The sequence below is a fragment of the Pontibacter coccineus genome, assembly GCF_030546575.1.
Classification (GTDB): domain Bacteria; phylum Bacteroidota; class Bacteroidia; order Cytophagales; family Hymenobacteraceae; genus Pontibacter; species Pontibacter coccineus.
Genome location: NZ_JAUOTN010000004.1, coordinates 185,963 through 211,615, shown reverse-complemented (window position 1 = coordinate 211,615; position 25,653 = coordinate 185,963). Strand labels below are relative to the sequence as shown.

The 25,653-nt window shown below is 52.3% G+C and carries 26 protein-coding genes; 14 read left to right on the top strand and 12 right to left on the bottom strand.

The annotated features are described in order from the left end of the window. Positions 1 to 422 precede the first annotated feature (422 nt). A complete protein-coding gene (locus tag Q4E40_RS10895; RefSeq protein WP_076421268.1) occupies positions 423 to 731 on the top strand; it encodes an ArsR/SmtB family transcription factor in 309 nt (102 codons plus the stop codon). 166 nt (positions 732 to 897) lie between these two features. On the opposite strand, the gene Q4E40_RS10890 is transcribed toward Q4E40_RS10895, so the two are convergent. Further along, entirely contained in the window at positions 898 to 1,305 is a 408-nt protein-coding gene (locus Q4E40_RS10890; protein WP_303412129.1) for a hypothetical protein, read from the bottom strand. A 340-nt stretch (positions 1,306 to 1,645) separates the two neighbouring features. On the opposite strand from Q4E40_RS10890, the gene Q4E40_RS10885 reads away from it, so the two are divergent. Next, positions 1,646 to 1,900 (top strand): Bor family protein, encoded by a 255-nt coding sequence (locus Q4E40_RS10885; protein ID WP_303412128.1) that lies wholly within the window; start codon positions 1,646 to 1,648, stop codon positions 1,898 to 1,900. 37 nt (positions 1,901 to 1,937) lie between these two features. Continuing rightward, positions 1,938 to 2,126 (top strand): hypothetical protein, encoded by a 189-nt coding sequence (locus Q4E40_RS10880; RefSeq protein WP_303412126.1) that lies wholly within the window; start codon positions 1,938 to 1,940, stop codon positions 2,124 to 2,126. Between the two features lie 71 nt (positions 2,127 to 2,197). Here Q4E40_RS10880 and hemA read toward each other — a convergent pair whose 3' ends face one another. Then, positions 2,198 to 3,472: a glutamyl-tRNA reductase gene (gene hemA / locus Q4E40_RS10875; RefSeq protein WP_303412125.1), complete on the bottom strand. Its 1,275-nt coding sequence runs from the start codon at positions 3,470 to 3,472 to the stop codon at positions 2,198 to 2,200. A gap of 113 nt (positions 3,473 to 3,585) precedes the next feature. Between hemA and Q4E40_RS10870 the strand changes: the two genes are divergently transcribed. Next, on the top strand, positions 3,586 to 4,761 hold the full coding sequence (locus tag Q4E40_RS10870) for an ATP-binding protein (RefSeq protein ID WP_303412124.1): 1,176 nt from the start codon (positions 3,586 to 3,588) through the stop codon (positions 4,759 to 4,761). A gap of 168 nt (positions 4,762 to 4,929) precedes the next feature. Continuing rightward, positions 4,930 to 5,865 (top strand): GNAT family N-acetyltransferase, encoded by a 936-nt coding sequence (locus Q4E40_RS10865; protein ID WP_303412122.1) that lies wholly within the window; start codon positions 4,930 to 4,932, stop codon positions 5,863 to 5,865. A gap of 28 nt (positions 5,866 to 5,893) precedes the next feature. Here the strand turns inward: Q4E40_RS10865 and Q4E40_RS10860 are convergent, their stop codons facing one another. The 4 genes from Q4E40_RS10860 to dusB all read right to left on the bottom strand — a co-directional run bounded on the left by Q4E40_RS10860 (position 5,894) and on the right by dusB (position 10,567). Further along, positions 5,894 to 6,346 carry a hypothetical protein gene (locus Q4E40_RS10860; protein WP_303412121.1) on the bottom strand — a complete coding sequence of 151 codons (453 nt, stop codon included), beginning with the start codon at positions 6,344 to 6,346 and terminating at the stop codon, positions 5,894 to 5,896. 10 nt (positions 6,347 to 6,356) lie between these two features. Further along, positions 6,357 to 8,354, bottom strand: a complete 1,998-nt coding sequence (locus tag Q4E40_RS10855; RefSeq protein ID WP_303412120.1) for a Na+/H+ antiporter NhaC family protein — start codon at positions 8,352 to 8,354, stop codon at positions 6,357 to 6,359. A gap of 160 nt (positions 8,355 to 8,514) precedes the next feature. Next, on the bottom strand, positions 8,515 to 9,354 hold the full coding sequence (locus Q4E40_RS10850) for a DMT family transporter (protein WP_484573333.1): 840 nt from the start codon (positions 9,352 to 9,354) through the stop codon (positions 8,515 to 8,517). Positions 9,355 to 9,577: 223 nt separating this feature from the next. Continuing rightward, a complete protein-coding gene (dusB, locus tag Q4E40_RS10845; RefSeq protein ID WP_303412119.1) occupies positions 9,578 to 10,567 on the bottom strand; it encodes a tRNA dihydrouridine synthase DusB in 990 nt (329 codons plus the stop codon). 53 nt (positions 10,568 to 10,620) lie between these two features. Between dusB and Q4E40_RS10840 the strand changes: the two genes are divergently transcribed. From Q4E40_RS10840 to Q4E40_RS10815, 6 genes are all read left to right on the top strand, one after another. Next, positions 10,621 to 11,586, top strand: coding sequence for a CPBP family intramembrane glutamic endopeptidase (locus tag Q4E40_RS10840; protein ID WP_303412118.1), 966 nt, complete (start codon positions 10,621 to 10,623; stop codon positions 11,584 to 11,586). A gap of 45 nt (positions 11,587 to 11,631) precedes the next feature. Next, entirely contained in the window at positions 11,632 to 12,459 is an 828-nt protein-coding gene (locus tag Q4E40_RS10835) for a phosphatidate cytidylyltransferase (RefSeq protein ID WP_303412117.1), read from the top strand. Positions 12,460 to 12,553: 94 nt separating this feature from the next. Then, positions 12,554 to 13,828 (top strand): Glu/Leu/Phe/Val family dehydrogenase, encoded by a 1,275-nt coding sequence (locus Q4E40_RS10830; RefSeq protein WP_303412116.1) that lies wholly within the window; start codon positions 12,554 to 12,556, stop codon positions 13,826 to 13,828. 122 nt (positions 13,829 to 13,950) lie between these two features. Then, the gene (locus tag Q4E40_RS10825; RefSeq protein WP_188500665.1) at positions 13,951 to 14,634 is read left to right on the top strand and encodes a phosphatidylserine decarboxylase family protein; all 684 of its coding nucleotides are present in this window, start codon (positions 13,951 to 13,953) and stop codon (positions 14,632 to 14,634) included. Between the two features lie 247 nt (positions 14,635 to 14,881). Then, positions 14,882 to 15,697 (top strand): metallophosphoesterase family protein, encoded by an 816-nt coding sequence (locus tag Q4E40_RS10820; RefSeq protein WP_303412115.1) that lies wholly within the window; start codon positions 14,882 to 14,884, stop codon positions 15,695 to 15,697. A 1-nt stretch (position 15,698) separates the two neighbouring features. Further along, a complete protein-coding gene (locus tag Q4E40_RS10815) occupies positions 15,699 to 16,283 on the top strand; it encodes a hypothetical protein (RefSeq protein ID WP_303412114.1) in 585 nt (194 codons plus the stop codon). An 87-nt stretch (positions 16,284 to 16,370) separates the two neighbouring features. Here Q4E40_RS10815 and Q4E40_RS10810 read toward each other — a convergent pair whose 3' ends face one another. Both Q4E40_RS10810 and ribD read right to left on the bottom strand, forming a co-directional pair. Then, positions 16,371 to 16,853: a GAF domain-containing protein gene (locus Q4E40_RS10810; protein ID WP_303412113.1), complete on the bottom strand. Its 483-nt coding sequence runs from the start codon at positions 16,851 to 16,853 to the stop codon at positions 16,371 to 16,373. A 78-nt stretch (positions 16,854 to 16,931) separates the two neighbouring features. Further along, positions 16,932 to 17,966: a bifunctional diaminohydroxyphosphoribosylaminopyrimidine deaminase/5-amino-6-(5-phosphoribosylamino)uracil reductase RibD gene (gene ribD, locus Q4E40_RS10805; RefSeq protein ID WP_303412112.1), complete on the bottom strand. Its 1,035-nt coding sequence runs from the start codon at positions 17,964 to 17,966 to the stop codon at positions 16,932 to 16,934. Between the two features lie 162 nt (positions 17,967 to 18,128). Between ribD and prmC the strand changes: the two genes are divergently transcribed. Continuing rightward, positions 18,129 to 18,983: a peptide chain release factor N(5)-glutamine methyltransferase gene (gene prmC / locus Q4E40_RS10800; RefSeq protein ID WP_303412111.1), complete on the top strand. Its 855-nt coding sequence runs from the start codon at positions 18,129 to 18,131 to the stop codon at positions 18,981 to 18,983. 604 nt (positions 18,984 to 19,587) lie between these two features. Continuing rightward, the gene (galE, locus tag Q4E40_RS10795; protein ID WP_303412110.1) at positions 19,588 to 20,613 is read left to right on the top strand and encodes a UDP-glucose 4-epimerase GalE; all 1,026 of its coding nucleotides are present in this window, start codon (positions 19,588 to 19,590) and stop codon (positions 20,611 to 20,613) included. Positions 20,614 to 20,706: 93 nt separating this feature from the next. On the opposite strand, the gene chrA is transcribed toward galE, so the two are convergent. Next, a complete protein-coding gene (chrA, locus tag Q4E40_RS10790) occupies positions 20,707 to 21,876 on the bottom strand; it encodes a chromate efflux transporter (RefSeq protein ID WP_303412109.1) in 1,170 nt (389 codons plus the stop codon). A gap of 65 nt (positions 21,877 to 21,941) precedes the next feature. Beyond that, positions 21,942 to 22,925 (bottom strand): isopenicillin N synthase family dioxygenase, encoded by a 984-nt coding sequence (locus Q4E40_RS10785; RefSeq protein ID WP_303412108.1) that lies wholly within the window; start codon positions 22,923 to 22,925, stop codon positions 21,942 to 21,944. A gap of 98 nt (positions 22,926 to 23,023) precedes the next feature. On the opposite strand from Q4E40_RS10785, the gene Q4E40_RS10780 reads away from it, so the two are divergent. Beyond that, positions 23,024 to 23,860 carry a hypothetical protein gene (locus tag Q4E40_RS10780; protein ID WP_303412106.1) on the top strand — a complete coding sequence of 279 codons (837 nt, stop codon included), beginning with the start codon at positions 23,024 to 23,026 and terminating at the stop codon, positions 23,858 to 23,860. Positions 23,861 to 24,149: 289 nt separating this feature from the next. Here Q4E40_RS10780 and floA read toward each other — a convergent pair whose 3' ends face one another. Next, positions 24,150 to 25,136, bottom strand: a complete 987-nt coding sequence (floA, locus tag Q4E40_RS10775) for a flotillin-like protein FloA (RefSeq protein WP_303412105.1) — start codon at positions 25,134 to 25,136, stop codon at positions 24,150 to 24,152. Positions 25,137 to 25,145: 9 nt separating this feature from the next. Next, positions 25,146 to 25,619, bottom strand: a complete 474-nt coding sequence (locus tag Q4E40_RS10770; RefSeq protein ID WP_303412104.1) for an NfeD family protein — start codon at positions 25,617 to 25,619, stop codon at positions 25,146 to 25,148. Between the last annotated feature and the right edge of the window lie 34 nt (positions 25,620 to 25,653).

Sequence of the window (25,653 nt, the reverse complement as noted above, 5' to 3'; positions counted from 1 at the left end):
AAGGGTTTACAGACCGCAAAGGTACGAAAATACCCCGGAGCGTACAGAGCACGAAATCCCCCAGCTGCTCAGTCATAAGGATTGTACTGTACCGTGAATGCGCGTTGCGACACTGATTTTTTGGCGAGCGGCTCGGTGTGTTGGACATTTCACGGAGGCAGTCAATTAGGAGAGAGCCATATAGTAATCTAGCAACATTAAGTATTTCATATATCCAATTTTAATTTTTATACGTACATCTACTCAATTCAGCATTCAGGATGTATCTGACAAGGAGTGTGTTGTGTTATGGGAGCCTTCAGAAGAAAATTTTAAAATTCCTTTGAAGCTACATCAGCCAAATGTCGCGGTTGCCGTATATATCTTAATATGAATTGTATTGTTTAAATGTATGTAGAAACTGTTAGGTATAATTATTAATTATGAAAAGTTTGTTATCTAGAATTGAATCTAAGAAAATAGATAAGGCGGCAGCCATGCTTAAAGTGTTGGCACACCCAAAAAGACTGGCGATAGTGGACTTGCTCGGCAAGGAGGATAAAATGACTGTTACGGAAATTTATAAGTACCTGGACCTGCCACAGGCTATTGCTTCCCAGCATTTGATTACGCTGAAGGACAAAGGAGTGCTATCTTCCTTTAAGGTAGGCACCAAAATTTACTATTCCCTTGCCATTCCAAAACTGATCGACGTGATCGATTGCTTGGAAGAATGTTGCATTGATATTTAGTGATCCGCCCAGGTGCTGAAGCACCTAGTATTACATTCATAGAAAAGCCAAAGGTCTCCGTTCCCTTCGTAAAATGAAGCAGGCGGGGACCTTTGGCTTTTTTATATACTAAATAAAACAGGCGGTTCACAAAGTCCCGCGTAAAGTGGATTCCTGTGTTTCAGGCTTAGAGCAGAATTTTACCTCCCGTTTCTTGCTGTTTTTTTGTTTTCGCTTCCTTCTTGGTCGGAGCAGCTGCAGACTTTTCTTTTTTCATAGCCTTCTCAACTTCACGCTTCAGTATCTCGTGGCCTTCGTGGGTAGTGGCAGCAGAAAGTGCCACGGCATCCGTACGGCGCACCACGCGGGCAGAAGTAGAGGCAACGTGCGGCTTTGAAGTTGCTACCCATTTAGCATCCGCATCTGCATAAGCATCCGCAGGCTTGTCGGCTACCAATCTATAGTCTGACTTCTGGATCGGGGCAATGCCATCATTGGCAATGTCGCGCTCGGTCAGCATGAATGAGTGGCTGGTGCAAGAGCTAAATAGCAGAATAACAGTGATAAAAGATAGGAGAGTAGAGATGTTTTTCATTTTTTACTGCACTAAGGGTGATGAAATAGAATTTACTTGCCGCTGTTCTCGTAGCCTGGATCGGAGGTTCTTCTGTTTAAAGTGAATATCTTATTTAAATATTTATATATGCAAAGATATGTAAAAATGTTTATATACCGCAAGTTTAAACATATAAAAAGCTGACCATGAAAAGTCAGCTTTCTAATTAACAGGTCAGGACTTTATATATTTTAATTAATAAATGTATATATATAGAATTTAGTATATTCGTGTGTTCGAACATTTATATACGTTTTACAATTTATCAACTTATCACAAAATGAAAAGAAATTTACTTTCGCTTATTATCGGAGCCGCTATGACGCTGTCCATGACTTCATGCTATACCTACACTTTTACAGTGGGTAGTGGCGCGCAGTCTAATGTTCAGGTAAAGAAAATGAACCATTACCTGATCTATGGTCTGGCACCAATAAGCACGTCTAACCCGAAGGACTTGGCTGGAGGAGCTGATAACTACACTGTTACAATTACCCATACCTTCGTTGATGGTCTGCTGAATGCACTGACATGGGGGATTTACACGCCAACAACCACGATTGTTACGAAGTAATACTTCCTGAAGCTATTTTCTTGTAACTCAATCTGATATGATGAAGGTATTTGTATTCCTGGTTCTGACTGTGTTGGCGATCTATTTCGGCTATGCGATTTTTTCTTTAGAGTTTGATAAGCTCTCTGACTATGGAATGGGTTACCTGGCAGGCAATTGTATACTATTTGTATCGGTGCTGGTCAGTGCTTTTGTAGTTGGCAAAAAGATTGCGCTACAGGAATAAAGAATATTTCAAGAGATAAAAAAAGCTGGCTCGTATGGGCCAGCTTTTTTTATCTCTTGAAATATCAATGGTTAGTTTGCGTCAATCCCTTGCTTTTCCAGATCAAACAGATCGTTCAGCAGATCGATCAGCGTTTCGGCTTCACCGCGCTTGCAGGCCGCTTTCAGTTGCAGCACAGGTAATTTAATTACTTTCTGCATCATTGATTTGGTGATGCTATCCACGAGCTTGGCTTCTTTCGGGCCGAGCTTTTTCATGTAGCGGGCCATCTCTTCCTGACGGATCGACTCCAGCGCGTTTTTCAGTTTGTTGATAGTAGGCGATACCATCATCTCTTTCGACCAGTCGTTAAACTGCTCGATCGACTCTTCGATGATGGCGCGTACCTGAGGCACGGAGTCGATGCGCTGTTGCAGGGCAGCTGAGGCCTTGTTCTGTATTGTATCGATGTTGTAGACCAACACGCCTGGCACGGCCTCTACCTCGGCCTCCACGCTGCGTGGCACAGACAGGTCTATGAAGAACTTAAACGTGAGCACGTTCAGGCGCTGGATCATTTCCTTGGTGAAGAAAGGCGTTTCGCGTGCCACCGACGAGATGATCACGTCCGCCTCCTTCAAACCCTGCACGATCTCTTCGAACGGAAGCACGGCCATGCCGCACTCGTCTGCCAATGCCTGCGCTTTGGCCATCGTTCGGTTGGTGATGGTGACGTGCTGATAGCCTTTGTCTTTGAGGTGACGGCACACATCGGCTCCAATCTCGCCTACTCCCACCACCAGGATCTTCGGCTCGGCCACCACATCGGCGGTTAGCTCCTCGATCAACTCAATGGCGGCATAAGACGTAGAAGCGGCACCGTCGCGGAAGGCAGTCTCCTGCACAACGCGCTTGTTGGTGAAGAAGATGGTGTGCATCAGCCGGTGCAGGAACGGACCGGCCGTCTCGTTATCGGCTGCCCACTGGTACGACTGCTTCACCTGGTTGGTGATCTGCATATCGCCCACCACCTGCGACTCCAGCCCCATGCTTACCTCAAATAAATGCTGAACGGCACCGTTGTGCTCGTTGAGGATCGTAAAGTAGTCGAGGTATTGGGTGATGTTGTTGATGCCCTTGGTGATGCCGAGCAGCTTCACAATTTCGGTACTATAGTCCACATCGGAGTTATAGTATACTTCGGTGCGGTTGCAGGTGGAGAGCACCAGTATGTCAGAAGCCTGAATAAAGCTTTTCAGCGTCTGAATAAATTGCCTGCATGAGTTCTCATCTAAGGCAATCAGTTCCCTGATATCCAGCGGTGCTTTCTTGTAGGACAGGCTGATTGCTTTAAAGTTCTGAAGCATAACTTTCGTTCGGAATACTAAAGTGCAAAATTACTGCTTTGCTTATTAAAAAGAAACTTACTTGACCTTATTAATTAATTTATACTAATTTCAGATAATTTTCGCGCCGCCGCATGATTCCCATTTACGCCCAGAAAAACAGAATAAAGTTTCTTGTCGTTATTGTCGCGCTCTTTATTGGGGCGGTTACCATTACGTACACTAACGTATTAGTGAGCAAACTGTCTGAAAGAGAGCAGGAACTGGTGCAGCTCTATGCCAAAGGGCTGCGCTACATGATCAATGCTCCCAGCGATGACAACATCGTTTTTATTGAAGAGGAGATCCTCTCATCCAACCACACCATACCGGTTATCCTGACAGACGAGAACGAAAACATTCTCGATTTCAAGAACATTAATCTGCCTGACAACATTTCGGAGGAACGCAAAAATGACCTGTTGCAGCGTGAGATTGCCCGCATGAAGGCGCAGCACGCCCCGATTATTGTGCCCTGGGCGGAAGGCTCCGAGAACTATGTGTTCTACAAAGACTCGGACCTGCTTTCGCAACTCCGCTACTACCCCTACGTGCAGCTGATGGTAATTGCCTGCTTTGCCCTGATGGCGTATTTTGCTTTCAGCTACTCCCGCAAGGCCGAGCAGAACAGGGTATGGGTGGGACTGGCCAAAGAAACCGCGCACCAGCTGGGGACCCCGCTTTCTTCCCTCATGGCCTGGTACGAGTACATGAAGTCCAGCCCGAAATTCGAAAACGAGCCTATTACGGCCGAGCTTTGGAAAGACATCCGCCGCCTGGAGATCATCACGGAACGCTTCTCCAACATAGGCTCGGTGCCGCTGCTGCGCGACGAGAACATTCTGCAGGTAACGGAGAACGCGATCGGCTACCTGCAAAACCGTATTTCGAGCAAGGTAGACTTTACGGTAGCGTCTAGCTTTGCACCCGAAATCACTGCCAAGGTAAACGTGCCGCTCTTTGATTGGGTGATTGAGAACATCTGCAAAAATGCGGTGGATGCGATGGAGGGCCGCGGCAGCATCCGGCTGCAGCTCTCGCTGCTGGGCAAGAGTCAGATCGCACTCGACATCAGCGATACAGGCAAAGGTATACCGAAGAGCAAGATGGATTCAGTATTTTTGCCGGGCTTTACAACCAAAAAAAGGGGCTGGGGGCTGGGACTGGCGCTGGCCAAACGCATCATCGACAACTACCACGAAGGCAGGCTTTATGTCAAGTCTTCTGAAATCGGCAAAGGCACCACCTTCCGGATCGTGCTGAACAGGTGAAGTTGAGTTAGAAAGATGGGAAGTTGGAAAGATAGAAAGTTTGGGAGTTGAAAAGCTGAGAAGCCTGAAAGTGACATGTAGCGATGTTGAATCATCACGCCGTTGGCAGGTATAGCCATCTTTTATCCTTTGTCAAGTAATCTTTTGTAACATAGTGTTTCCTTGTGAATGGTAGCAGTAGTCAGGTATAGCGACAGGTATAAACCGGAGTGGGATGCTTTTGTGAAGGCCTCCAAAAACGGCACGTTCCTGTTTCAGCGCGACTATATGGAGTATCATGCTGACCGCTTCGAGGACCACTCGTTGCTGTTTTACCACAAAGACAAGCTGGTGGCGGTGCTGCCGGCCAGTGCTGTAAACAATGAATTGCATTCGCATGCGGGATTGAGCTATGGGGGGATGGTAAGCAGCAGGAAAATGAAAAGCCCACTGATGCTGCAGGTGTTTGAGGCTGTGGTCAGGTATAGCCGGAAGCAGCATTTCAAGGCGCTTTATTACAAAGCCATCCCGCACATCTACCACCAACTGCCAGCCGAAGAAGACCTTTATGCCCTGTTCAGGCATGAAGCTACGTTGTACCGCCGGGATGTAAACTCTGTGATCGACCTGGGGCAACCTGTCAGGTATAGCCAGGACCGCCGTTGGCGCTTGTCACAGGGCAGGCAGCAGGAGTGGCAGGTGCAGCAGTCAGAGGATTATGCTGGTTTTATGCAGCTTGTAGCGACGACGCTTGAAAGCAGACATGGGCTACAACCAGTGCATACAGCAGCGGAAGTCGGCAGGCTGGCGCAACTATTCCATGAGAACATCAGGCTTTACACCATTACACAGGAAGGCGAGCTGCTGACGGGTGCCCTGGTATACGAAACCGCTACTGCGGCCCACTGTCAGTATATCGGCGCAAACAAAAAGGCTCAGGAAGAAGGCGCAGCTTACGTGCTGGTTGATCACCTGATCCGCAAGGTATACCCACACAAAAAGTACTTCAGCTTCGGCGTTTCCACAGAGCAGCAGGGGCTATACCTGAATGAGGGCCTGGCAAAGTATAAGGAGAGCTACGGCGCCCGTACCCTGGTGCACGACTTTTATCGGCTGGACTTCTAGTTTCCGGTCGGGAGGCTCTTTCCTGATTCTACTCCAGGTCAAGCTGCCTGCCTTCGGCTTTGGCCTGTTCATCGAGCTTCGTGCCAACTGCTATACCCATCCCTATCCCGATCGGCATACCTAGTCCCAAAAAAGCGAAGTTCTTCAGCGTTAAGGCGAACACAATTCCGAATGGGATTCCCAGTGCCGATATGCCAAGCGCCATCCACAGTTTCTGATGATGTTTTTGAGGCACCAGTTTTAATTGCTTCTCCACCAGTTTGAGGATGGCGCCCCGGGTTTCCTTTAGCTTGGCAGCATGCTGTGGAGCAGGAATCTCCAGGCGATTGAGCGGCTCAAGTTGCTGCATGATGGCAGCGGCTATACCTTCCGGAATGGCTTTGCTGTTCAACGCATCGATCAGCTTTTGCATGCGGTCAAACTCTTCGGCCAGTGTCTCAGACTGTGCTATACCTTCTCGTAGCTGCAGTTTCGGGATCATCAGTTCTTGGTTAAGATTGCAGGCTTGCTACTTCAACGGGTGCGGGCTCGTGTTCCACTTTCTTGCCAAATAACCTGATAATGCCCCACAGCACGGCTATCCCGATAAGGTATACCAGAAGCCAGTTCACGCCCCAGCTCGAGAGCGAGGTACAAACCAGGTTGGCCACCAGCGCTACTGTAATGGCATAAGGCAGCTGCGTCTTCACGTGGTCGATGTGGTTGCAGCCCGAAGCCAGGGAACTGAGAATGGTGGTATCGGAAATAGGGGAGCAATGGTCGCCGAATACGGCGCCGGCCAGCACTACGGAGATCACATTGTACATGATCGGCATCGTCTCCTCTACGCTCATGCCGTGCTGCTGACTCACATACCAGGTGGCGGGCAGCATCAATGGGTATAGAATGGCCATGGTGCCCCAGCTCGATCCGGTTGAAAACGCGATGATGCCCGCTAGGAAAAAGGTGATCTCAGGCAGCCAGCGCGGCGAGACGTTACCAGAGAAAAGCGAGGTCAGGTACTCGGCCGTGTAAAGCTCTTTGGTGACCTGCGCCAGCGACCAGGCCAGCACGAGGATCAGCATGGCCGGCAGCATCGTCTTAAAGCCCGTCAGCAGCGACTCCATCGTTTCATAGATGCTCATGATGCGCTGGCTCACCGTAAGAGCTATCGCGACTACCACCCCCGAGAGCGAAGCCCAGATCAGGGCAACGTAGGAGTTAGAGTCGCCGATGGTGATGGAGAGCTTCCGGAAGAAGCCAATGGCCGGGTCGGTCCAGGTGTCGGGATTGTAACCCGTATAGAGTAGCCCGATGACTGTTCCGAAAACCACGACCAGCACCGGTATCAGCGCATTGAGAGCGCGGGACCGCTCCGGGTCGATGGCATCGAACTCGGCCATTTCCAGGTGTTGGCGGGCGTCGCTGCGGCTGTCGGGGCGGTGGTTGCTCACGGCGCCTGTCGTGCGGGCGCGCCGCTCGGCCTTGTACATCAGGCCATAGTCGCGGTTCATCCAGATCAGCAACAGCATGAACACCAGCGTGAGCACCGGGTAGTAGGCATACCGCAGGGAGTTTAAAAACATGGAATAAGCGCCCTCCTCTATACCTAGCGTGACGGTGGCATCCTTGATATAGCCCAGCTCAGCGCCAATCCAGGTGGTGACGAACGCGATGGCGGCCACAGGGGCCGCGGTGCTGTCCACGATGTAGGCCAGTTTTTCTCGCGAAACGCGGTGCCTGTCGGTCACGGGGCGCATGGTGTTGCCCACGATCAGGGAGTTGGCGTAATCGTCAAAAAAGATGGCAACACCCAGTACCCATGTCACCAGCTGCGAGCTCCGGGCGGAGTGCGCGTAGCGCGAGAGCCAGTTCACGACGCCCGCCATACCTCCGTTTTTCGAAATAATGGCCACCATGCCGCCAATCAGCATCGAGAAAATGACGACGGAAATGTGGTCCGAATCTGTGAGGGCGCCAACAAGGTACGTGTCGGCAACGGCCAGCAGGCTGGCAAAGAAAGCCTTGAAAGACAGGCCGTATATCACAAAGCCACCCACCCAAATGCCGGCAAAAAGGGCCAGCAGCACCTCTCTGAAGATAAGGGCCAGGATGATGGCAATAAGTGGCGGCAGGATGGAGAGCCACATCGGAAAGTGACGCACGCCGTGTTCGGCTTCGGCATCGAGGCGGTAAAGTCGGGCTATGGTATGCGTGCCAACATTGGCGCTCACCTGTATCAGGTTGGCCTTTTGGGGGAGTGAGAACCGGGCCTCGCCTTCCGTAAAGCTAACGTCCTGCAGGGTGCCGTTGAGGCGCACAGGCAGGGGGCCGCTATACCTGACCAGGTTACCCGACTCGTTGGTGGCATGCAGCGTAAAAGCCGTGTCGTTCACGGCCTGCAGTTTTAAATCCTCAATGGCTAATTCTGAGTTGTCTGCCTGTGCCATTGCCTGAAGGGAGAGAAGCATCAGCAGCACAAGACTCAAAAGGGTCTGTAATAACCTCATGTGGTTGTCGGGTCGGTTCTTGTAAACCCTTAAATAAGTAAATTATCGAGAGATTAGAAAATTCTGATATTCGCAAATTGCCCTTGGCTCAAATAAAACAACTTCTGCCTGGGTATGACAGAAGCTGTTGATTCGGGTCTAGCCTTAGAGATCTTAGAAATTACTTGGCTCTGTTTACAATAAAAACCCCCGCCAGAATAATGACCATGCCCACGTAGTGCCAAAGGTGGATCACCTCACCGTCCAGCACGCCCCACATAAGCGCCACCACAGGTATCAGGTACGTGGTGGAACTGGCAAACAGGGTGGTGGAGATCTGAATCAGTTTGTTGAAGAGCACCAAGGCGATGGCGGTGCTGAACACGGCCAGTATGGCAATGTACATCAGCGCCTCCCAGGCACCCGGCACATGATGCAGTTTGTACCAGAAATCGGTGGTGAACAGGTATACGAGCGCAACAGGCCCCACCGTGAGCAGCGCCAGACTGGACACAGCAATCGCCTTCATGCCGTGCAGGCGGAACTTGATGAGGTTAGCGCTGATGCCGTAGAAGATGGTGGCCAGCACGATGTACAGGCCATAGTACATGTTGTCGAGCTCGGCGTTGCCATTGCCTGTGAATATGAGAACAGCTGTGCCCGCTATACCTACCACAATGCCGAGCATCCGCATCCAGGTAATGGACTGGCCAAACAGGGCGGCACCTACCAGCAACGTAAACAGGGCCGTGAGTGAGTTAAGTACACCCGCCAGTCCGCTGGCCAGGCGCGTCTCAGCGATGGCAAACAGAAAAGCCGGGAAGAAGTTGCCCAGCAGACCGCTGCCCAGCAGAAACTTCCAGCGGCCCGGCTCCACCTTGCGCATATTCTTAATGGCAAAAGGCAGCAAGGCGGCGCAGGCAATGACCATGCGCAGCGCGCCCAGTTCATCGGAAGAGTAAACTACCAGGCCTTTCTTGATGAGTATGAACGAGGTGCCCCAGATCAGGGCAAGTATGATGACCAGTATCCAGGCAATGGCCGGCGTGCTTGTTTGCTCTTGTGGGGGAGCGAGGGATGGTTTGATAGTCAGAAAGTTTAGAAGTTAGCAAGTCAGGAAGTCGTCTCCAATGATAACCGGCTTCCTGAACTTATCTGCAAATATAAAAGGAGTTGAAGTCTCAGCATGCATGCCGAACCTTCAACTCCCTGAAAACTTTCTAACTTCTAAACTTTTAAACTGGTTACACCTCCTCATACGCCATGGTATGGGCGATCTCGTCGAGCGTGTCGTAAATTTCCTGGATGTCTTCGGACTGCACCAGTTTCATGCGCAGCGGCTTGAAGTGCGGCAGGCCGCGGAAATAGTTGGTGTAATGGCGGCGCATCTCAAAAATGCCCAGCTTGTCGCCCTTCCACTCCAGCGAGTGTGTGAAGTGCTGGCGGCAGACCTCTACACGTTCCTCCAGGGTCGGAGCCGGCAGTACCTCACCGGTTGCCATGTAGTGCTTGATCTCGTTAAAAATCCATGGGTGGCCAATGCTGGCGCGGCCGATCATAATACCATCCACGCCATACCTGTTCTTATACTCCAGCGCCTTCTGCGGCGAGTCAATGTCGCCGTTGCCGAAGATCGGGATGTGCATGCGCGGGTTGTTTTTTACCTCCGCAATCAGGCTCCAGTCGGCTTCGCCTTTGTACATCTGCACGCGGGTGCGGCCGTGTATGCTCAGTGCCTTTATACCGATGTCCTGCAGTCTTTCCGCCGTCTCGACGATGTATTTTGTCTCCTCGTCCCAGCCCAGACGGGTCTTCACGGTCACGGGCAGGTGCGTGGCTTTCACGATCTCCTCGGTCATCTTCACCATCTTGGGCACGTCGCGCAGCAATGCGGCGCCGGCGCCCTTGCAGGCTACGTTCTTCACCGGGCAGCCGTAGTTGATGTCGATCAGGTCCGGGCCGGCCTGTGACGATACAATGGCGGCTTCGCGCATCGAGTCGATGTCGGAACCGAAGATCTGAATGCCGATGGGGCGCTCGTAGTCAAATATGTCGAGTTTTTGGACACTTTTGGCGGCGTCACGTATCAGACCCTCAGAAGAGATGAACTCGGTATACATCAGGTCTGCCCCGTTGGCTTTGCACACTTTTCGGAAGGGCGGGTCGCTCACGTCTTCCATCGGTGCCAGCAGCAGCGGAAACTCGCCCAGTTCTATGTTCGCTATCTTTACCAAAGCAAAAGTTAAAATTTCACGTAAATTTACGTCAATTAAACCTAATCTTCTCTATGAAAGGTTTCATCTCCGAAGATCGACACCCATTTTTAGTGCTGCTGCTGTTGCTGGCATTCATGCTGGGCGGCTATTTTGTGGCCAGTTTTATCTACCTGGCGCTGGTGACGACGGTGCTCGGAATAGAGGTGATCGACCTGACCAACCTGCTGGCCAACCCGACAGAACACCCGGAAGCTGCCGATGCGCTGCTACTCTTTCAGGGGCTGGTGCAGTTCTGCTCTTTTGTGCTGGGGCCGCTGCTGATGCTGCGCCTGGCGGGGGTGAACATCGGCCATTACCTGAACTGGAAAAAGCTGCCTTTGCCCACCTTGCTGCTGCTGGCGGGTTTGCTGATCATCTTCATCATGCCGGCCAACTCACTCATCATCAGCTGGAACGCTGAGCTCTCGCTGCCTGGCTTTATGAAAGGCTTTGAGGAATGGGCCCGCGCCAAAGAAGACGAACTGGCCGAGCTGACCAAACTGATTGCCAACTTCGGCACGCTCCCGCGCCTGCTGATGGGCCTGCTGGTGATTGCCGTTATACCTGCCATTGGCGAAGAACTGGTGTTCAGGGGAGTTTTGCAGCGACAGGTGCACCGCTGGTCCGGCAACGCGCATGTGGCGGTGTGGGTGGCGGCCATCATCTTTTCGGCCATACACGTGCAGTTCTTCGGCTTTATTCCGCGCGTGCTGCTGGGCGCTTTGTTCGGTTACCTATACCTGTGGTCGGGCAATATCTGGGTGCCGATCGTGGCGCACTTCTTCAACAACGGCTTCACCGTGTTCCTGCTATACCTGCAGCAAACAGGCGCCATTGACTTTAATATAGAGTCGACGGAGCCGATGCCGGTGATGACCATTTTGATTTCGGCGGTGCTGAGTGCGGCCGTAATCTATTACCTTTACAAGCAATTTATGCTCACGCCCACACGCCCCGAAAGCCTGGCCGAGGCCGCGGGAGAGCGTGAGAACAGTTAAATTCAGACAAATCACCCGGCTGATGCTGCCGGCAACCTACATCGCATGAGCACCAAGCTATCTGCCCTTAGTAATTTACAGCAACGCCTGATTGTCGGAGTATTGGGGGCGGCCCTTTTCATCGGAGGCATCCTCTTCAGCGAGTGGACCTTCTTTATCCTGTTTCTGGGCCTCACCGTGCTGGGTACGCTGGAGTTTTACAGACTGGCGGGCACGGCAGGTATAAAAGCCAACAAGGTATACGGCACGCTGCTGGCAGCCGGCATCTTCATCGCTGTTTTCCTGATCGAGAAAGCGGACACACCGGCCGAACTGCTATACCTGTTCCTGCCGGCCGTGTTCCTGCTATTTGTGCTGGAACTGTACCGCAAACAACCGCAGCCCTTCACGAACATCGCTTTTACGTTGCTGGGCGTGCTCTACATTGCCGTACCTTTCACGCTGCTGCAGCAACTCGGGTATTTGCAGGGTGAGTACCGCTGGCAACCCATCCTGGGGCTGCTGCTGCTGATCTGGTCCTCTGACACAGGGGCTTACATTGCGGGCAAAAACTTCGGCAAAAACAAACTCTTCGAGCGCATCTCTCCGGGCAAAACCTGGGAGGGCTGGATCGGCGGCACCATCCTGACGGTGCTGGTGGGCTGGTTACTGTCCGCGTTCTTCCTCGATCTGGAGCTCTACCAGTGGATTGGCATAGCGATCATCGTTGCGGTTTTCGGCGTGCTGGGCGACCTGGTGGAGTCCTTGCTGAAGCGAAGCCTGGGCGTAAAGGATTCGGGCACGCTGCTGCCTGGCCACGGGGGGATTCTGGACCGCTTCGACAGCCTGGTGCTGGCCGTTCCGTTTATTGTCGCATTCCTTAAAATTTTCTAATTTATTGTTGATTAAGGTGTAGGTGTGTGTATATAATAATTACATAACTTTACCACCATAATTGTTAACCACCGATAAAATCAAGCTTAAAATAATGTTATACAAAGAGCCAGCACCGATAAAGGACAGGGAGAACCCATTTGAATCGATGATGTCGCGTTTCAACATCGCGGCAGAGATACTTGGGTTGGATGAGGAAGTTTACAATGTACTCAAGACGCCAACGCGTCAGGTGATCGTGAACGTGCCTGTTACGATGGACGATGGAAAAGTACGCGTATTCGAAGGTTACCGTGTTATTCACTCCACTATCCTGGGTCCGTCCAAAGGTGGTGTGCGCTTTGCGCCGGACGTGTTCCTGGACGAGGTAAAGGCTCTGGCTGCCTGGATGACCTGGAAGTGCGCCGTGGTGGACATCCCTTACGGGGGTGCCAAAGGAGGCGTTATCTGCGATCCTTTCTCGATGTCTGCCGGTGAAATGGAGCGTCTGACCAGAGCCTATACCCAGGCGCTGGTGGATACCTTCGGCCCTGACCAGGATATACCTGCCCCTGACATGGGTACCGGTCCGCGCGAAATGGCCTGGTTGATGGACGAGTACTCCCGTATGAAAGGCTCCACCATACACGCGGTGGTAACGGGCAAGCCACTCGTGCTGGGCGGTTCGCTTGGCCGCGTAGAGGCAACTGGCCGCGGCGTGATGGTGTCAGCGATGGCAGCCATGGACAAGTTGGGCATGGACCCTGCCAAATCAACAGCCGTGATACAGGGCTTCGGTAACGTGGGCGCCTGGGCAGCCAAACTGATGGCTGAGCGTGGTGTGAAGATCCTGGGTGTGAGCGACGTGAGCGGGGCTTACTGGAACGACAACGGCATCGACATTGAAGAGGCGATTGAATACAAAAACAACAACAAAGGCCGTCTGGAAGGCTACAAGAACGCTGAGAAAATAAGCAACGACGAGCTGCTGGTTTCCAAAGTGGACGTGCTGGTGCCGGCCGCTGTGGAAGACGTGATCACGATCAAGAACGTGGACAAGATTCAGGCCCGCCTGATCGTGGAAGGTGCCAATGGCCCTACTTCTTACAAAGCCGACAACATCATCAACGAGAAAGGCATCATGGTGGTGCCGGATATCCTGGCAAACTCCGGTGGTGTAACCGTGTCTTACTTCGAGTGGGTACAGAACCGCATGGGCTTTAAGTGGACGCTGGATCGCGTGAATGAGCGTGCCGAGCGCATCATGAACGAGTCGTTTGAGCGCGTGTACGCCGCTTCGCAGAAGTACAACGTGCCCATGCGTATAGCCGCCTACATTGTAGCCATCGACAAAGTGGCCATGACGTATAAGTACCGCGGTGGCTTCTAAGCGAAGATTTTTAGTAGAATAATCGAAAGATTATATAATTTTGGATCAGATAATAGCCCATCTACTAAACTGGATGGGCTATTATAACTTATATAAAGACCTGTAGCATTTAGTTTTCACGGATGAAAATTCATAAAGAAGGAAGAAGGATTCTATTTTTTACTTTGTTGATCTTGGTGGTACTCAACCTGTTGCTGTACCATTTCAACGCCGATAACAATACCTTCAACAAGATTTTCTCCGGTGTTTCAGTTGTGCTCTTCCTGCTCATTCTGCAATTTTTCCGCAGCCCTTACCGCAACCTGTTATTGCACGAAGATCTGATCGTGGCGCCTGCCGACGGCAAGGTGGTGGTAATCGAGGAGGTAGAGGAGACCGAATACTTCAAAGACAAGCGCAAGCAGATCTCCATATTCATGTCGCCGATTAATGTGCATATCACACGCAACCCGGTTTCAGGTATCGTGAGCTACTTCAAATACCACCCGGGCAACTACTTCGTGGCCTGGCACCCGAAGTCGAGCACGCAAAACGAGCGTACCACGGTGGTGGTGGAATCCACGGCCGGTCCGGAAGTATTGTTCCGCCAGATTGCCGGTGCGATGGCGCGCCGCATTGTGTGGTATGTGAACGAGGGCGATGAGGTAAGCCAGGGCGAGGAGTTCGGTTTCATTAAGTTCGGCTCGCGCGTAGACATCTTCCTGCCGCTGGACACGGAAGTGAAAGTGGAACTTGGCCAGAAAACCAAAGGCGGCCAGACGGTAATTGCCCAACTCAAGACCGAAACCCCAACTTTCTTTGGGTAAGATCAACAGCTAGCTTTACAAGCAAAGGTATAAAAAGGCCCTGTCGGAGACTATCTCCGGCAGGGCCTTTTTGCTGACAGGCTATACCTAAGCGAGGCTGCCCGTAAATATATGTAACCGTTCGGAAGCAAATTCAACGTTTAAACATTAAATTTGCAGTAGGTTGTTGCGTTAGTCAATTTGGCAACTAACATTCCTTACCGAAAAGCGTTAGTGAAGAAGCGCCTTTACGGCGCCTGTCGCATCCATGAGAAACTTTTATACCCTGTTGCTGCTTCTGCTAAGCCTGGTACTATTTCCGGCCTGCGAAGAGTTGTTTGAGTACCATCCGAATCAGATCATACTAAACGAAGACGAGCGCAACCTCACGGCACGCCACCTGGCACGCCTGCAAAACCAGCAGCCCGGCGATACGCTGCACCTGCTCGTCATGGGCGACACTCAGCGCTTTTATGATGCGGCCAGCGACTTCGTAGATAAGGCCAACACTTTCCCTTACATCGATTTTGTTATTCACCAGGGCGATATTTCTGACTTTGGTATGTCACAGGAGTTCCGTTGGGTACACGACATCATGAAGCAGCTGAAGTGGCCCTACCTGACGGTAGTTGGCAACCACGACCTGCTGGCCAACGGGCGCAAGGTATACCAGCAGATGTACGGCGACTTTAACTACAGCTTCGACTACGGCCACACCCGCTTTGTGTTTATCGACACCAACAGCCGGGAGTACAACTACAATGGCAAAGTGCCCGACATTGGCTGGCTCAGTCAGCAACTGCTTCAACAGGAGGGCGATAACTGGCAGCAGGCTATTGCGGTGTCGCATATACCACCTTATGACGATGACTTTGACACGGCCTTAGAAAGAGTCTTCCATCAGACTTTGAAGGAGAGCGAACGGGTGCAACTGAGCCTGCACGGGCACATCCACGGCTTCAGAGCCGACTTCCGTTACGATTCTACCCTGTTATACCTGGCTACCTCCACTGTGAAGGCGCGCGAATTCACTTACCTGAGGGTATGGGATGGGGGCTATGACTACGAGAGAATTGCCTACTAACATGGAGCGGTCCTTTATCATAGCACTCGTTGGCCTGCTGCTCATGCTAAGTCCTAAGGCTGTGCTCAGTCAGGAAAATGCGTATTCGCCGTACCATGCCAAGGTGCAGTATGCGGGCAGCATCGGGTTTGCGTCGGTAGGTATAGGGCGGAGCTTCTTTGACGAAAAGCTGGAGACGGACCTGTTTGTGGGCTACCTGCCGGAGCGCATCGGAGGGGACCATATCTGGACGGCAGCGCTTAAAGCCACCGCTATACCTTTTAAAGTTATACCTGTCAGGTCACTGGACTGGCAGCCTTTGCGGTTGGGCCTGCAGCTGGGCCATACCTTTGGAGAGGAGTATTTTATTGTGGAACCGCGCGATAAATATGAAAAAGGCTACTACGGCTTCCCGACGGCACTACACTTATACCTGCAGCTGGGCGGCCAGCTGGACTTCGGCCGCATACCGAAACTGGACCGGCTGGGGCTGTACTACGAAGTGAATACCAGTGCGGAGTACCTGATCTCATACATCCAGAACCCGAAGTACCTGGGCTTGGGCAAGATCTTTAACCTGGCGTTGGGGGTTCGGGTGAGGCTATAGGCGGAAACTACGTTAGAAGAGCATCCCAAAAGCAACGGCCATCCCTCTGCGCAGAGGGATGGCCGTTGCTTTTAAGAGCAGGGAAGTTTAATACCAGCTTTCCACCAGCTTCATCAGCTGCTCGAGGTACTTCTGGTCCACTTCGTCAAAATCGTTGAGCTTGTCGCTGTCCACGTCCAGCACGAGTTTCACCTCGCCGTCTTTTATCACTGGTATCACGATCTCGGACTTAGAGTCGCTGCTGCAGGCGATGTGGCCCGGAAAGGCTTCCACGTCAGGCACCAAGATCGTTTCACGGCGGGTATAGCAGGCCCCGCAAACGCCTTTGTGGTAAGGTATACGAGTGCAGGCCACGGGCCCCTGAAATGGCCCCAGCACCAGCTGCCCTTCTTTGTTGAAGTACACGCCTACCCAGAAAAAGCCCATGCCCTGGCGCAGGGCGGCCATCATGTTGGAGAGGTTGGCGATCAGGTCGGTCTCGCCGGTTACGAGTGCCTCGATCTGAGGAACGAGGGCTTTGTATTTTTCTTCTTTGCTTAGGTTCTGGTCTATTATAAGTGATTCAGCCATAATGGTTAAGGTATAGGTATAAGTGCGCTACCAAGGAGATCTATACCTGCAAAGCAGGATAGCGCCTCTGCGCAGGGTTTAAAAGTTAAGTTCTGAAATACTGTTTCGGTAATGCAATAGCCTGTCGGAGCCAGCGCTCTGCACTTCCAGTAACTGGCTGTGCACCATACCCGGAGCCGGCGTACCGTCGCGCAGCACCAAGCCCGCGCTTTTAAAACAGATCGCTTCGTCCCACAGGTTTTCCTTCAACAGACTTTTGAGCAAGTAAGTGCCCCCTTCCACCAGGAGCGACAATACCTGGCGCTGGTGCAGGTCCTGCAGCAGTTGTGGTAGCAACGGCTCGTTTTCGCGGAGCCGCACATACTGCAGGCGCTCGTGTCGCTGCTCCCGTTGCTGGTAGGTATACACCACGGTGGGCAGGCTCATATCAAACAAATGGAGGTGATCGGGCAGTTGCAGCCTGCGGTCGATGACCACACGCAGCGGGCTGTGGCCGGGCCAGAAGCGGGTGTCGAGGCGCGGGTTGTCACAGGCCGCCGTATGGCTGCCCACCATAATGGCCTGCTCCTCAGAGCGCCACTTGTGCACCAACCGGCGCGACAGCGGGCCACTGATCTGCACCTGTTGGTTGTTGGGGCCGCTGATAAACCCATCGGCCGACTCCGCCCACTTCAGCAGGATGTAAGGCCGCTTTTGGGTATGGAAAGTAAAGAAGCGCTTGTTCAGCTCCAGCCCTTCATTTTCCAGCACGCCCACTTTTACCTGCGCGCCCGCCTCAAACAGCTTTTTGATGCCACGGCCGGCTACTTTGGGGTTCGGGTCTGTGTTGCAAATCACCACATCGCGCACGCCGCTGCTGATCAGCAGATCAACACAGGGCGGTGTTTTGCCGAAGTGGGAGCACGGCTCCAGCGTGACGTATACCCGGCTTTTGGGCAGCAGGCTTTTGTCGTGCACGCTGGCAATGGCATTGACTTCGGCATGCGGGCCACCAAACACGCGGTGCCAGCCTTCCCCGATAATGCGCCCCTCATGCACGATCACACAGCCCACCATCGGGTTGGGGTAGGTATAGCCGCTGCCCAGCCTGGCCAGTTCCAGCGCGCGTTGCATGTACAGTTCGTCAGTCAGGTTCAGAGGTCTGGGTGTTATAGTTTAAGGTTCAATATAAACAATTCGTCTGTGTAGAGAGCCAGTTAAGGATAGATTTATGGCTTATACGCAATAAAATTTTACTTTTGCAAAGGTACCTAAAATCACACAAAACCTATACCTGTGGCCACCATACAGCAAACATCACAGTACATCCGCGAAAGTATACAGGAGGCTTTCCCCGAACCGGAGGCCGGCGCCATCGCACAACTGGTGCTGGAGCATGTGCTACAGAAAAGTCGCCAGCAGCTGAGTCTGGCCCAGCAGGAAGAACTAAATCCGGAGCAGGAGGCGCAGGTGCAACAGGCCGTGGAGCGGCTGAAAAAACAGGAGCCGGTGCAGTACGTGATCGGCACCGCCCACTTCTACGGCCTCGATCTGCTGGTGGACGAACGTGTGCTGATACCCCGCCCCGAAACGGAGGAGTTGGTCAATCTGGTGGTGCACGAGCACAAAGACCATAGCAGTTTGCAGGTGCTCGATATCTGCACCGGTAGTGGCTGTATCCCTTTGGCGTTGGCCGCACATTTGCAGGCCGACCGGGTATACGGATTGGAAGTGTCGGAGGGAGCGCTGAAAGTAGCCCGTGCCAATGCCCGCCAGCTAAAATTGCCGGTGGCCTGGCTGGAGCAGGATGTTTTCGAGCCGATACAAGGTATAGCACCTCATTCACTGGACATCATCACGAGCAACCCGCCTTATGTGAAAGAGCAGGAGAAGGCCCTGATGCGTGCCAATGTGCTGGCGTTTGAGCCCCATCTGGCCCTGTTCGTGGCCGACGAAGATCCGCTTAAGTTCTACAAACGCATTGCGGAGGTGGGAGTGGGGCTGCTCAAAAAAGGCGGTCGGCTATACTTCGAAATAAATGAGCAGTATGGGCAGGAAGTGCGGCAATTGCTGTTACAAGCAGGTTTCGCGCAAGCGCAGGTGGTACAGGACCTTTTCGGCAAAGACAGAATTGTGAAAGGGGAGCTGTAGAAGCTTTCATTTATTTCAACCGCGTCTTCTCTTCCAATACCGCTTTGGCCGTGCCACTTGTAACAACAATTACATTTTAATATTATATTTTTGTGTGGCTCCGTTATACAGCAGAGCACGCTTGAGAAGTCAAGTATAGTTTAGCTATTAAAGTAGAAACAGAAGGAATCTGATGAGCCAACCCAGGGTATACCCAGCCAATAGAAAAGGCTTGATCAAATTTCTATTGAACGGGATGCTCCTGCTGCCATTGCTGGCGCCTGTTGGGCTTATCACCTGGATCTACTTTGGCACAGTTTATTGGCTCTAGGACGGCAGGCTTAGGTATAAGTCCGGCCCTCGGAATGGTGCAGTAGCGGTAGAGATGATCACGCAGATAGTGGAAGGGAAAACAAGTTGGGTGGGGATGAAACCGGCGTTAGCCTGAAATGGACTGGTGATTCAGTACAACCGCTTCGATGAACTATACATCGCACCTGAAAGTAACCAGAAAGTGATCGCCGGTCTTTTGGCGATCAACCAGAACATACAAGTTGTTAAACAGTAGTTGGCCAGGAGGCTGCTGCACAAGAGAAAACTTAATACAAGCCTGAAAACAAATCATATGAAGAAAATATTAGTGACAGGAGGGGCGGGCTACATCGGTTCCCATACCGTGGTAGAGCTGGTAGAGGCAGGCTACGAGCCCGTTATCATCGATAATTTCTCTAACACCGAAGAACGCTCCCTGCAGGGTATAGCCGACATCTTGGGCGGGGATGTTACCTGCCACCGCATTGACTGCACGGATACGGCAGCGCTGCGCGAGGTCTTTGAAAAGGAAACCGATATAGAGGGTGTTATACATTTTGCCGCTTTCAAGGCCGTGGGCGAGTCGGTGGATGAGCCGCTCAAGTATTACCACAACAACGTGGGTTCGCTGGTGGCTTTGCTGCAGGTGATGAAAGAGTTTAACGTGAACAAGCTGGTATTCTCCTCATCCTGCACGGTATACGGCATACCTGCAGAGCTGCCTGTGACGGAGCAGACCCCGGTGCAGAAGGCTAACTCGCCTTACGGCAACACTAAGAAAATCTGCGAGGAGATCCTGACAGATCTGGCAACCAGCGGCAGCGACATGTATACGACTGCGCTGCGCTACTTCAACCCGATCGGGGCGCATCCATCTGCTAAAATAGGCGAGCTTCCGTTGGGAGTCCCCAACAACCTGGTGCCTTTCATTACCCAGACAGCTGCAGGTATACGCGAGCAGCTAACCATCTTCGGCAACGATTACGATACCCCGGACGGCACCTGCATCCGCGACTACGTGCATGTGGTGGATCTGGCCAAAGCACACGTGGTGGCGATTGAGAGGCTCTTGTCTGGCAAGGCTGGAAATATCGAGTTTTTCAACGTGGGTACTGGTACAGGCAATACCGTGTTGGAAGCGGTGCAGGCCTTTGAGCGAGCCACCGGCGAGAAACTCAACTACAAGATCGGTCCCCGCCGCCCCGGCGATGTGCCGAAAATATTCGCTGATGTAACCAAAGCCACCGAAGAGCTAGGCTTTAAGACCACCACTACCCTAGAAGAAGCGATGAAGAGCGCCTGGGATTGGCAGATGCATTTGAAAGAAACAGCAAAGTAAGTATAGCTCAACCATTTTAACAAGAAAGCTGCCTGTGCAAAAGCATGGGCAGCTTTTTAGTTGGGTATAGCCTGATGCCAGGTATAGCGGGCGTTAAAATATAAAACCCAGCGCAAAGCCTACCAGGATAATGATGGGCGCAGGTATACGGGTGAAAAGCAACACACAAAAGGTGGCCACCACAATGCCAAAATTAAGCGGTGTGTTGTCGATGGGATGATAGAGCATAATGGCCGCCGCTACCACCATCCCCGAGCTCACGGCATTTATACCTTCCAGCGAGGCCCGCACAACCCTGTATTTTTTCAGATCGTCCCAGAAACGGATCACGAAGAAGATCAGGAAGGTGCCGGGCAGGAAAATACCGACCGTGGCTACCAGTGAGCCCAGCAACTGCCCCCATACCCCATGCTCCCGCATGGCCAGGTTCCCGATAAAAGCGCAGAAAGAAAAGACCGGTCCGGGAAGAGCCTGCGCCACCGCAAATCCGGACAGGAACTCTTCGCCTGTCAGATACTTCTTAAAGTCGACAAACTCGGTGAACATCAGGGGGATGAGTACCTGACCGCCACCAAATACCAGGCTGCCGTTTCGATAAAAGTTCTCGAAGAGTCTGATCGGAAGGGATGAGGTCGCCCCACCCAGCACGGCGGCCACAATGAGTACCGCCACATAGAGCACAAAGTTTGCCCACTGGATGCGGAGCTTTTTGTCCTTCTCTTGCGGGTGCTGCCTGAAGCGAAGCGCCGTGATAGCGCCACCAGAGATTAGGAGCAGCGGGTATACCCAGGGAGAATGGAAGAAGTAGGCCAGTATACCTGAAACCACCATAATGCCAATGGCCAGCTTGGTGTTGACTACTTTGGAACTGATGGCATAGGCCGCATACGAAACGAAACCAACCGCCATGGGCTGAATAAAGCGCAGAAAATCAAGCGAGATGTTGTTCTTCTGCATGTAAGAAATGCCCAGCGCCGCGGCAGCCATAATGCTGGAGGCAGGCAGTAACCACACCAGGAGTGTCAGGTAAGCCAGGTTCGGCCCGCCGATGCGGTAGCCAATGGCCGTGAGGGTTTGGGTAGAGGTGGGGCCAGGCAGTATCTGGCAGAGGGCGTTGAGTTCGATAAGCTCCTGCTCCGTTAAGTAACGGCGCTTGTTCACCAGCAGCCGGAGCATCAAAGCGATATGCGCCTGCGGTCCGCCGAACGAGGTCAGGGCAAGCAATAGTACGTCTTTCAGGAAGATGTAGTAGCGCAGACTCATGCCGTAGGTTCAAAAAAAGAGAGACAGTGCGGGCACCATCTCTCTTCTTACTGGTTTCAGTTCAGTTAAGCTTTTTTAAGTCCCAGTTCTACCAGGCGCTCGTTCAGGTACTCACCTGCTGTCGCATCCGGATAGGCCTTTGGGTTCTGCTCGTCTATGCAGCTCTCCAGGCAGGTCAGGTCCATTTCAGAACGTGGGTGCATAAAGAACGGGATAGAGTAGCGGGAGGTGTGCATCAGCTCGCGCGGTGGGTTTACCACACGGTGGATCGTTGACTTCAGCTTGTTGTTAGTAAGGCGGGCCAGCATGTCGCCCACGTTCACTACTACCTGCTCTGGCAAGGCTGTGATCGGGATCCACTTGCCGTCGCGGCGCAACACTTGCAGGCCGTCAGCACTGGCGCCCATCAGCAGCGTGATCAGGTTAATGTCGCCATGCTCAGCGGCACGCACGGCATCGGCCGGCACGCTGTCCGGGTTCTCGATCGGGAAGTAGTGGATCGGGCGCAGAATGCTGTTGCCATACTTCACTTTCTCGTCGAAGTAGGTTTCTTCCAGGCCCAGGTGGATCGCGATGGCGCGCAGTACCTGCTTGCCGGCAGCCTCCAGTTTGGTGTAAGCCTCCAGAGTGGTTTCTTTTAGCTCTGTTACTTCGGCTGGCCAGATGTTCTCCGGATATTCTTCTTTGATCGGGTCGTTGTCAGGTATACCGCTCAGCTCCTGACCCACGTGATAAAACTCTTTCAGGTCGCCGGTATTGAACCCTTTGGCCTTTTCTTTCCCCTTGCCCACATAGCCGCGCTGGCCGGCGAGTTCAGGATTCTCGTACTTCTGCTTCACCTCATCCGGCAAGGCAAAGAATTTCTTAACGGCAGCGTAGAGTCTTCCCGTCAGGTCATCGCTCAGGCCGTGGTTTTTTAAGGCGATAAAGCCAATGTTCTGATAAGCGTTTCCTAACTCCTGCACAAAACGTGCTCTTCGTCCCTCATCACCTGCTGTGAAATCAGCTAAGTCCAATGAAGGAACTTCATCAAACAAAATCTCGCTCATATAGTCTTTTTTGTATACTTTTACGTTAATATTACGTAGTGCGCAATATACAAATAAAAACAGTATATTGGCTATTTGCTAATTCAAACCCTCTCTAGATGAAAAAAACCTATTTACTTTTTGCTTCGGCCCTTATGCTGGCTTTTGCTTCCTGCGACACTACACGCCAGATGCAGGACGATGAAACTCGTACGCCGGTAATGGCAACCACCACAGGTCCAACGCCGACGGGAGCCGTGATGAGTAAAGGCGGACTGCGTGTATTCGCTTTCGACGATTCGCAGAAGTACCCTGAGTCGCAGCTACGACTGAATACTCCTCCAGCGAACGGCGTGGTGCAGCCTGGCCCTGTAGAGTTTGTATACGAACTGTCTAACTTCCAGCTCACGCGCATGACGCCTCACTCCAATTCGGAGTTCATGGCTAACTCAAAGGAAGGGCAGCACATCCACAACATTGTTGACAACGAGCCTTACACGGCCCACTACGAGACTACATTTACGAAAGAGATGGAGGAAGGTGAGCACGTGGTGCTTTCGTTTATATCGCGTTCTTACCACGAGAGTCTGAAGCACAAAGGCGCTTACGACCTGCGCATGATTACGGTGGGCAGACCACAGCAGCGCATGGACTTCGACCTGAAGGGGCAGCACATGTTCTACAGCCGTCCGAAGGGCGAGTATGTAGGCAGCGACACCCGCCGCATCATGCTGGACTTCTACCTGGTGAACACCGACCTGTCGACTACCGGTAACAAGGTGCGTGCTACGATCAATGGCAACGAGTTTATCCTCGACAAGTGGATGCCGCACATCATCGAAGGCTTGCCAATGGGTGAGACTACCATCAAGCTGGAACTGATCAACAACGCCGGCGCCGTTATACCTGGTCCTTACAACACGGTAACGCGCACCATCACGCTGAAAGAAAGCTAGGATCTAAATTGAAGTAACGCATAAACAAACAAAAGCCCGCAGCCACAAGCGCTGCGGGCTTTTGTTTTGTAGTAGCAGGTATAGGTATACCTGCGCTGCATGCCTTGTGTACGTCGCAGCCTGTGGCGACTACGGCTGCCTGTAGCGCCACCTTCTTGCGGCAGTTGGTCACCAATCAGAGGTGGAGACAATCAACAAGTATAAGAACCCGGCCGTACGAATTGGCCAAAAACAACAGCGGCTATACCTGATGTAGGTATAGCCGCTGTTGTTATGTGAGCAAAAGAATCTATTCCTTTGGCTTATTCTGCCCGCCCTGGCTTGGGTTGGCAATGGAGTTGCGCATGTCGGTGTCGCTTTGGATGTTCTGCATCTTGTAGTAGTCCATGATGCCGAGGTTGCCGCTGCGGAAGGCCGCTGCGATGGCCTGCGGAATTTCTACTTCGGCTGCGATTACGGAGGCGCGGGCTTCTTGGGCCTTCGCCTTCATTTCCTGCTCTACGGCAACGGCCATGGCGCGGCGTTCCTCTGCTTTTGCCTCGGCTACTTTCAGGTCGGCACCTGCCTGGTCAATCTGCAGTTTCGCGCCGATGTTCTCGCCTACATCAATGTCGGCGATATCAATCGAAAGGATCTCATAAGCTGTTCCGGCATCGAGGCCTTTTTGCAGCACCAGTTTCGAAATCATGTCTGGGTTTTCCAGCACGCTCTTGTGCGATGCCGATGAACCGATGGAGGTCACAATGCCCTCACCCACACGAGCCAGAATCGTCTCCTCACCGGCACCACCTACCAGCTGCATGATGTTGGCGCGGACCGTCACACGGGCTTTGGCAATGAGCTGGATGCCATCCTGCGCTACAGCTGCTACGTTCGGCGTATTGATCACTTTCGGGTTTACAGAAGTGGTTACGGCCTCAAACACATCGCGACCTGCTAGGTCAATGGCGGTGGCCTGCTTGAAAGAAAGTGGGATGTTGGCTTTGTCAGCTGATATGAGCGCCCGGATTACGTTGGGTACGTTACCGCCGGCCAGGTAGTGGGTTTCGAGCTCGGTGGTGGTCACGTCTATACCTGCCTTGGTGGCGTTGATCATGGAGTTGACGATCAGGCTTGGCGGCACCTTACGGATACGCATGAACACCAACTCCAACAGGCCAACTTTCACGCCTGAGAAGAGCGCCGTTATCCAAAGACTGATGGGGACAAAGTATAAGAAGATGAACAGCAGGATAATGCCGCCCGCAATGAGGAATAAGAGTGAAAAATTTTCCATTGAGTTGTTTTAGGTAATTGCTTCTACTGTGATTCTATTCGCTACTATTTTGATTATGCGCACAGGCGTGTTAGGTGGCAGAAAGGTGCCCGTTGTCTGCACTTCGTGACGCCGCTCCTTAAAGATGGCCGTGCCCTGTGGCCGCAGCGCCGATACGGTTATACCTTCTTCGCCTACCTCCAGCAAATGGGGGTTTTCTTCATTCACCCGGCTTTTGTTGCTGTCTTTGAGCGCAAACCGAGACCAGGCGTCTGACCTGAAGCTATAGAAAAGCGTGAGCCCCCCGGCCAGGACTGTGCCTGCTAATACAAGATGGCCCGTTTCTGTACCCAAAGCGGCGTAGCTGATCCAGACACCCACACCAGCAAGTATAACGCCCAGTATGCCCACAATGGTGATGCCCGGCACGAAAATGAGCTCCACCACGATCAGGACAAGGCCGATGCCAATAAGCAGCACTACTGTAAGCCAGTCGATGAGCATAGTTTTGGAGTAGGTTTAGGTAAATATAGCAAAT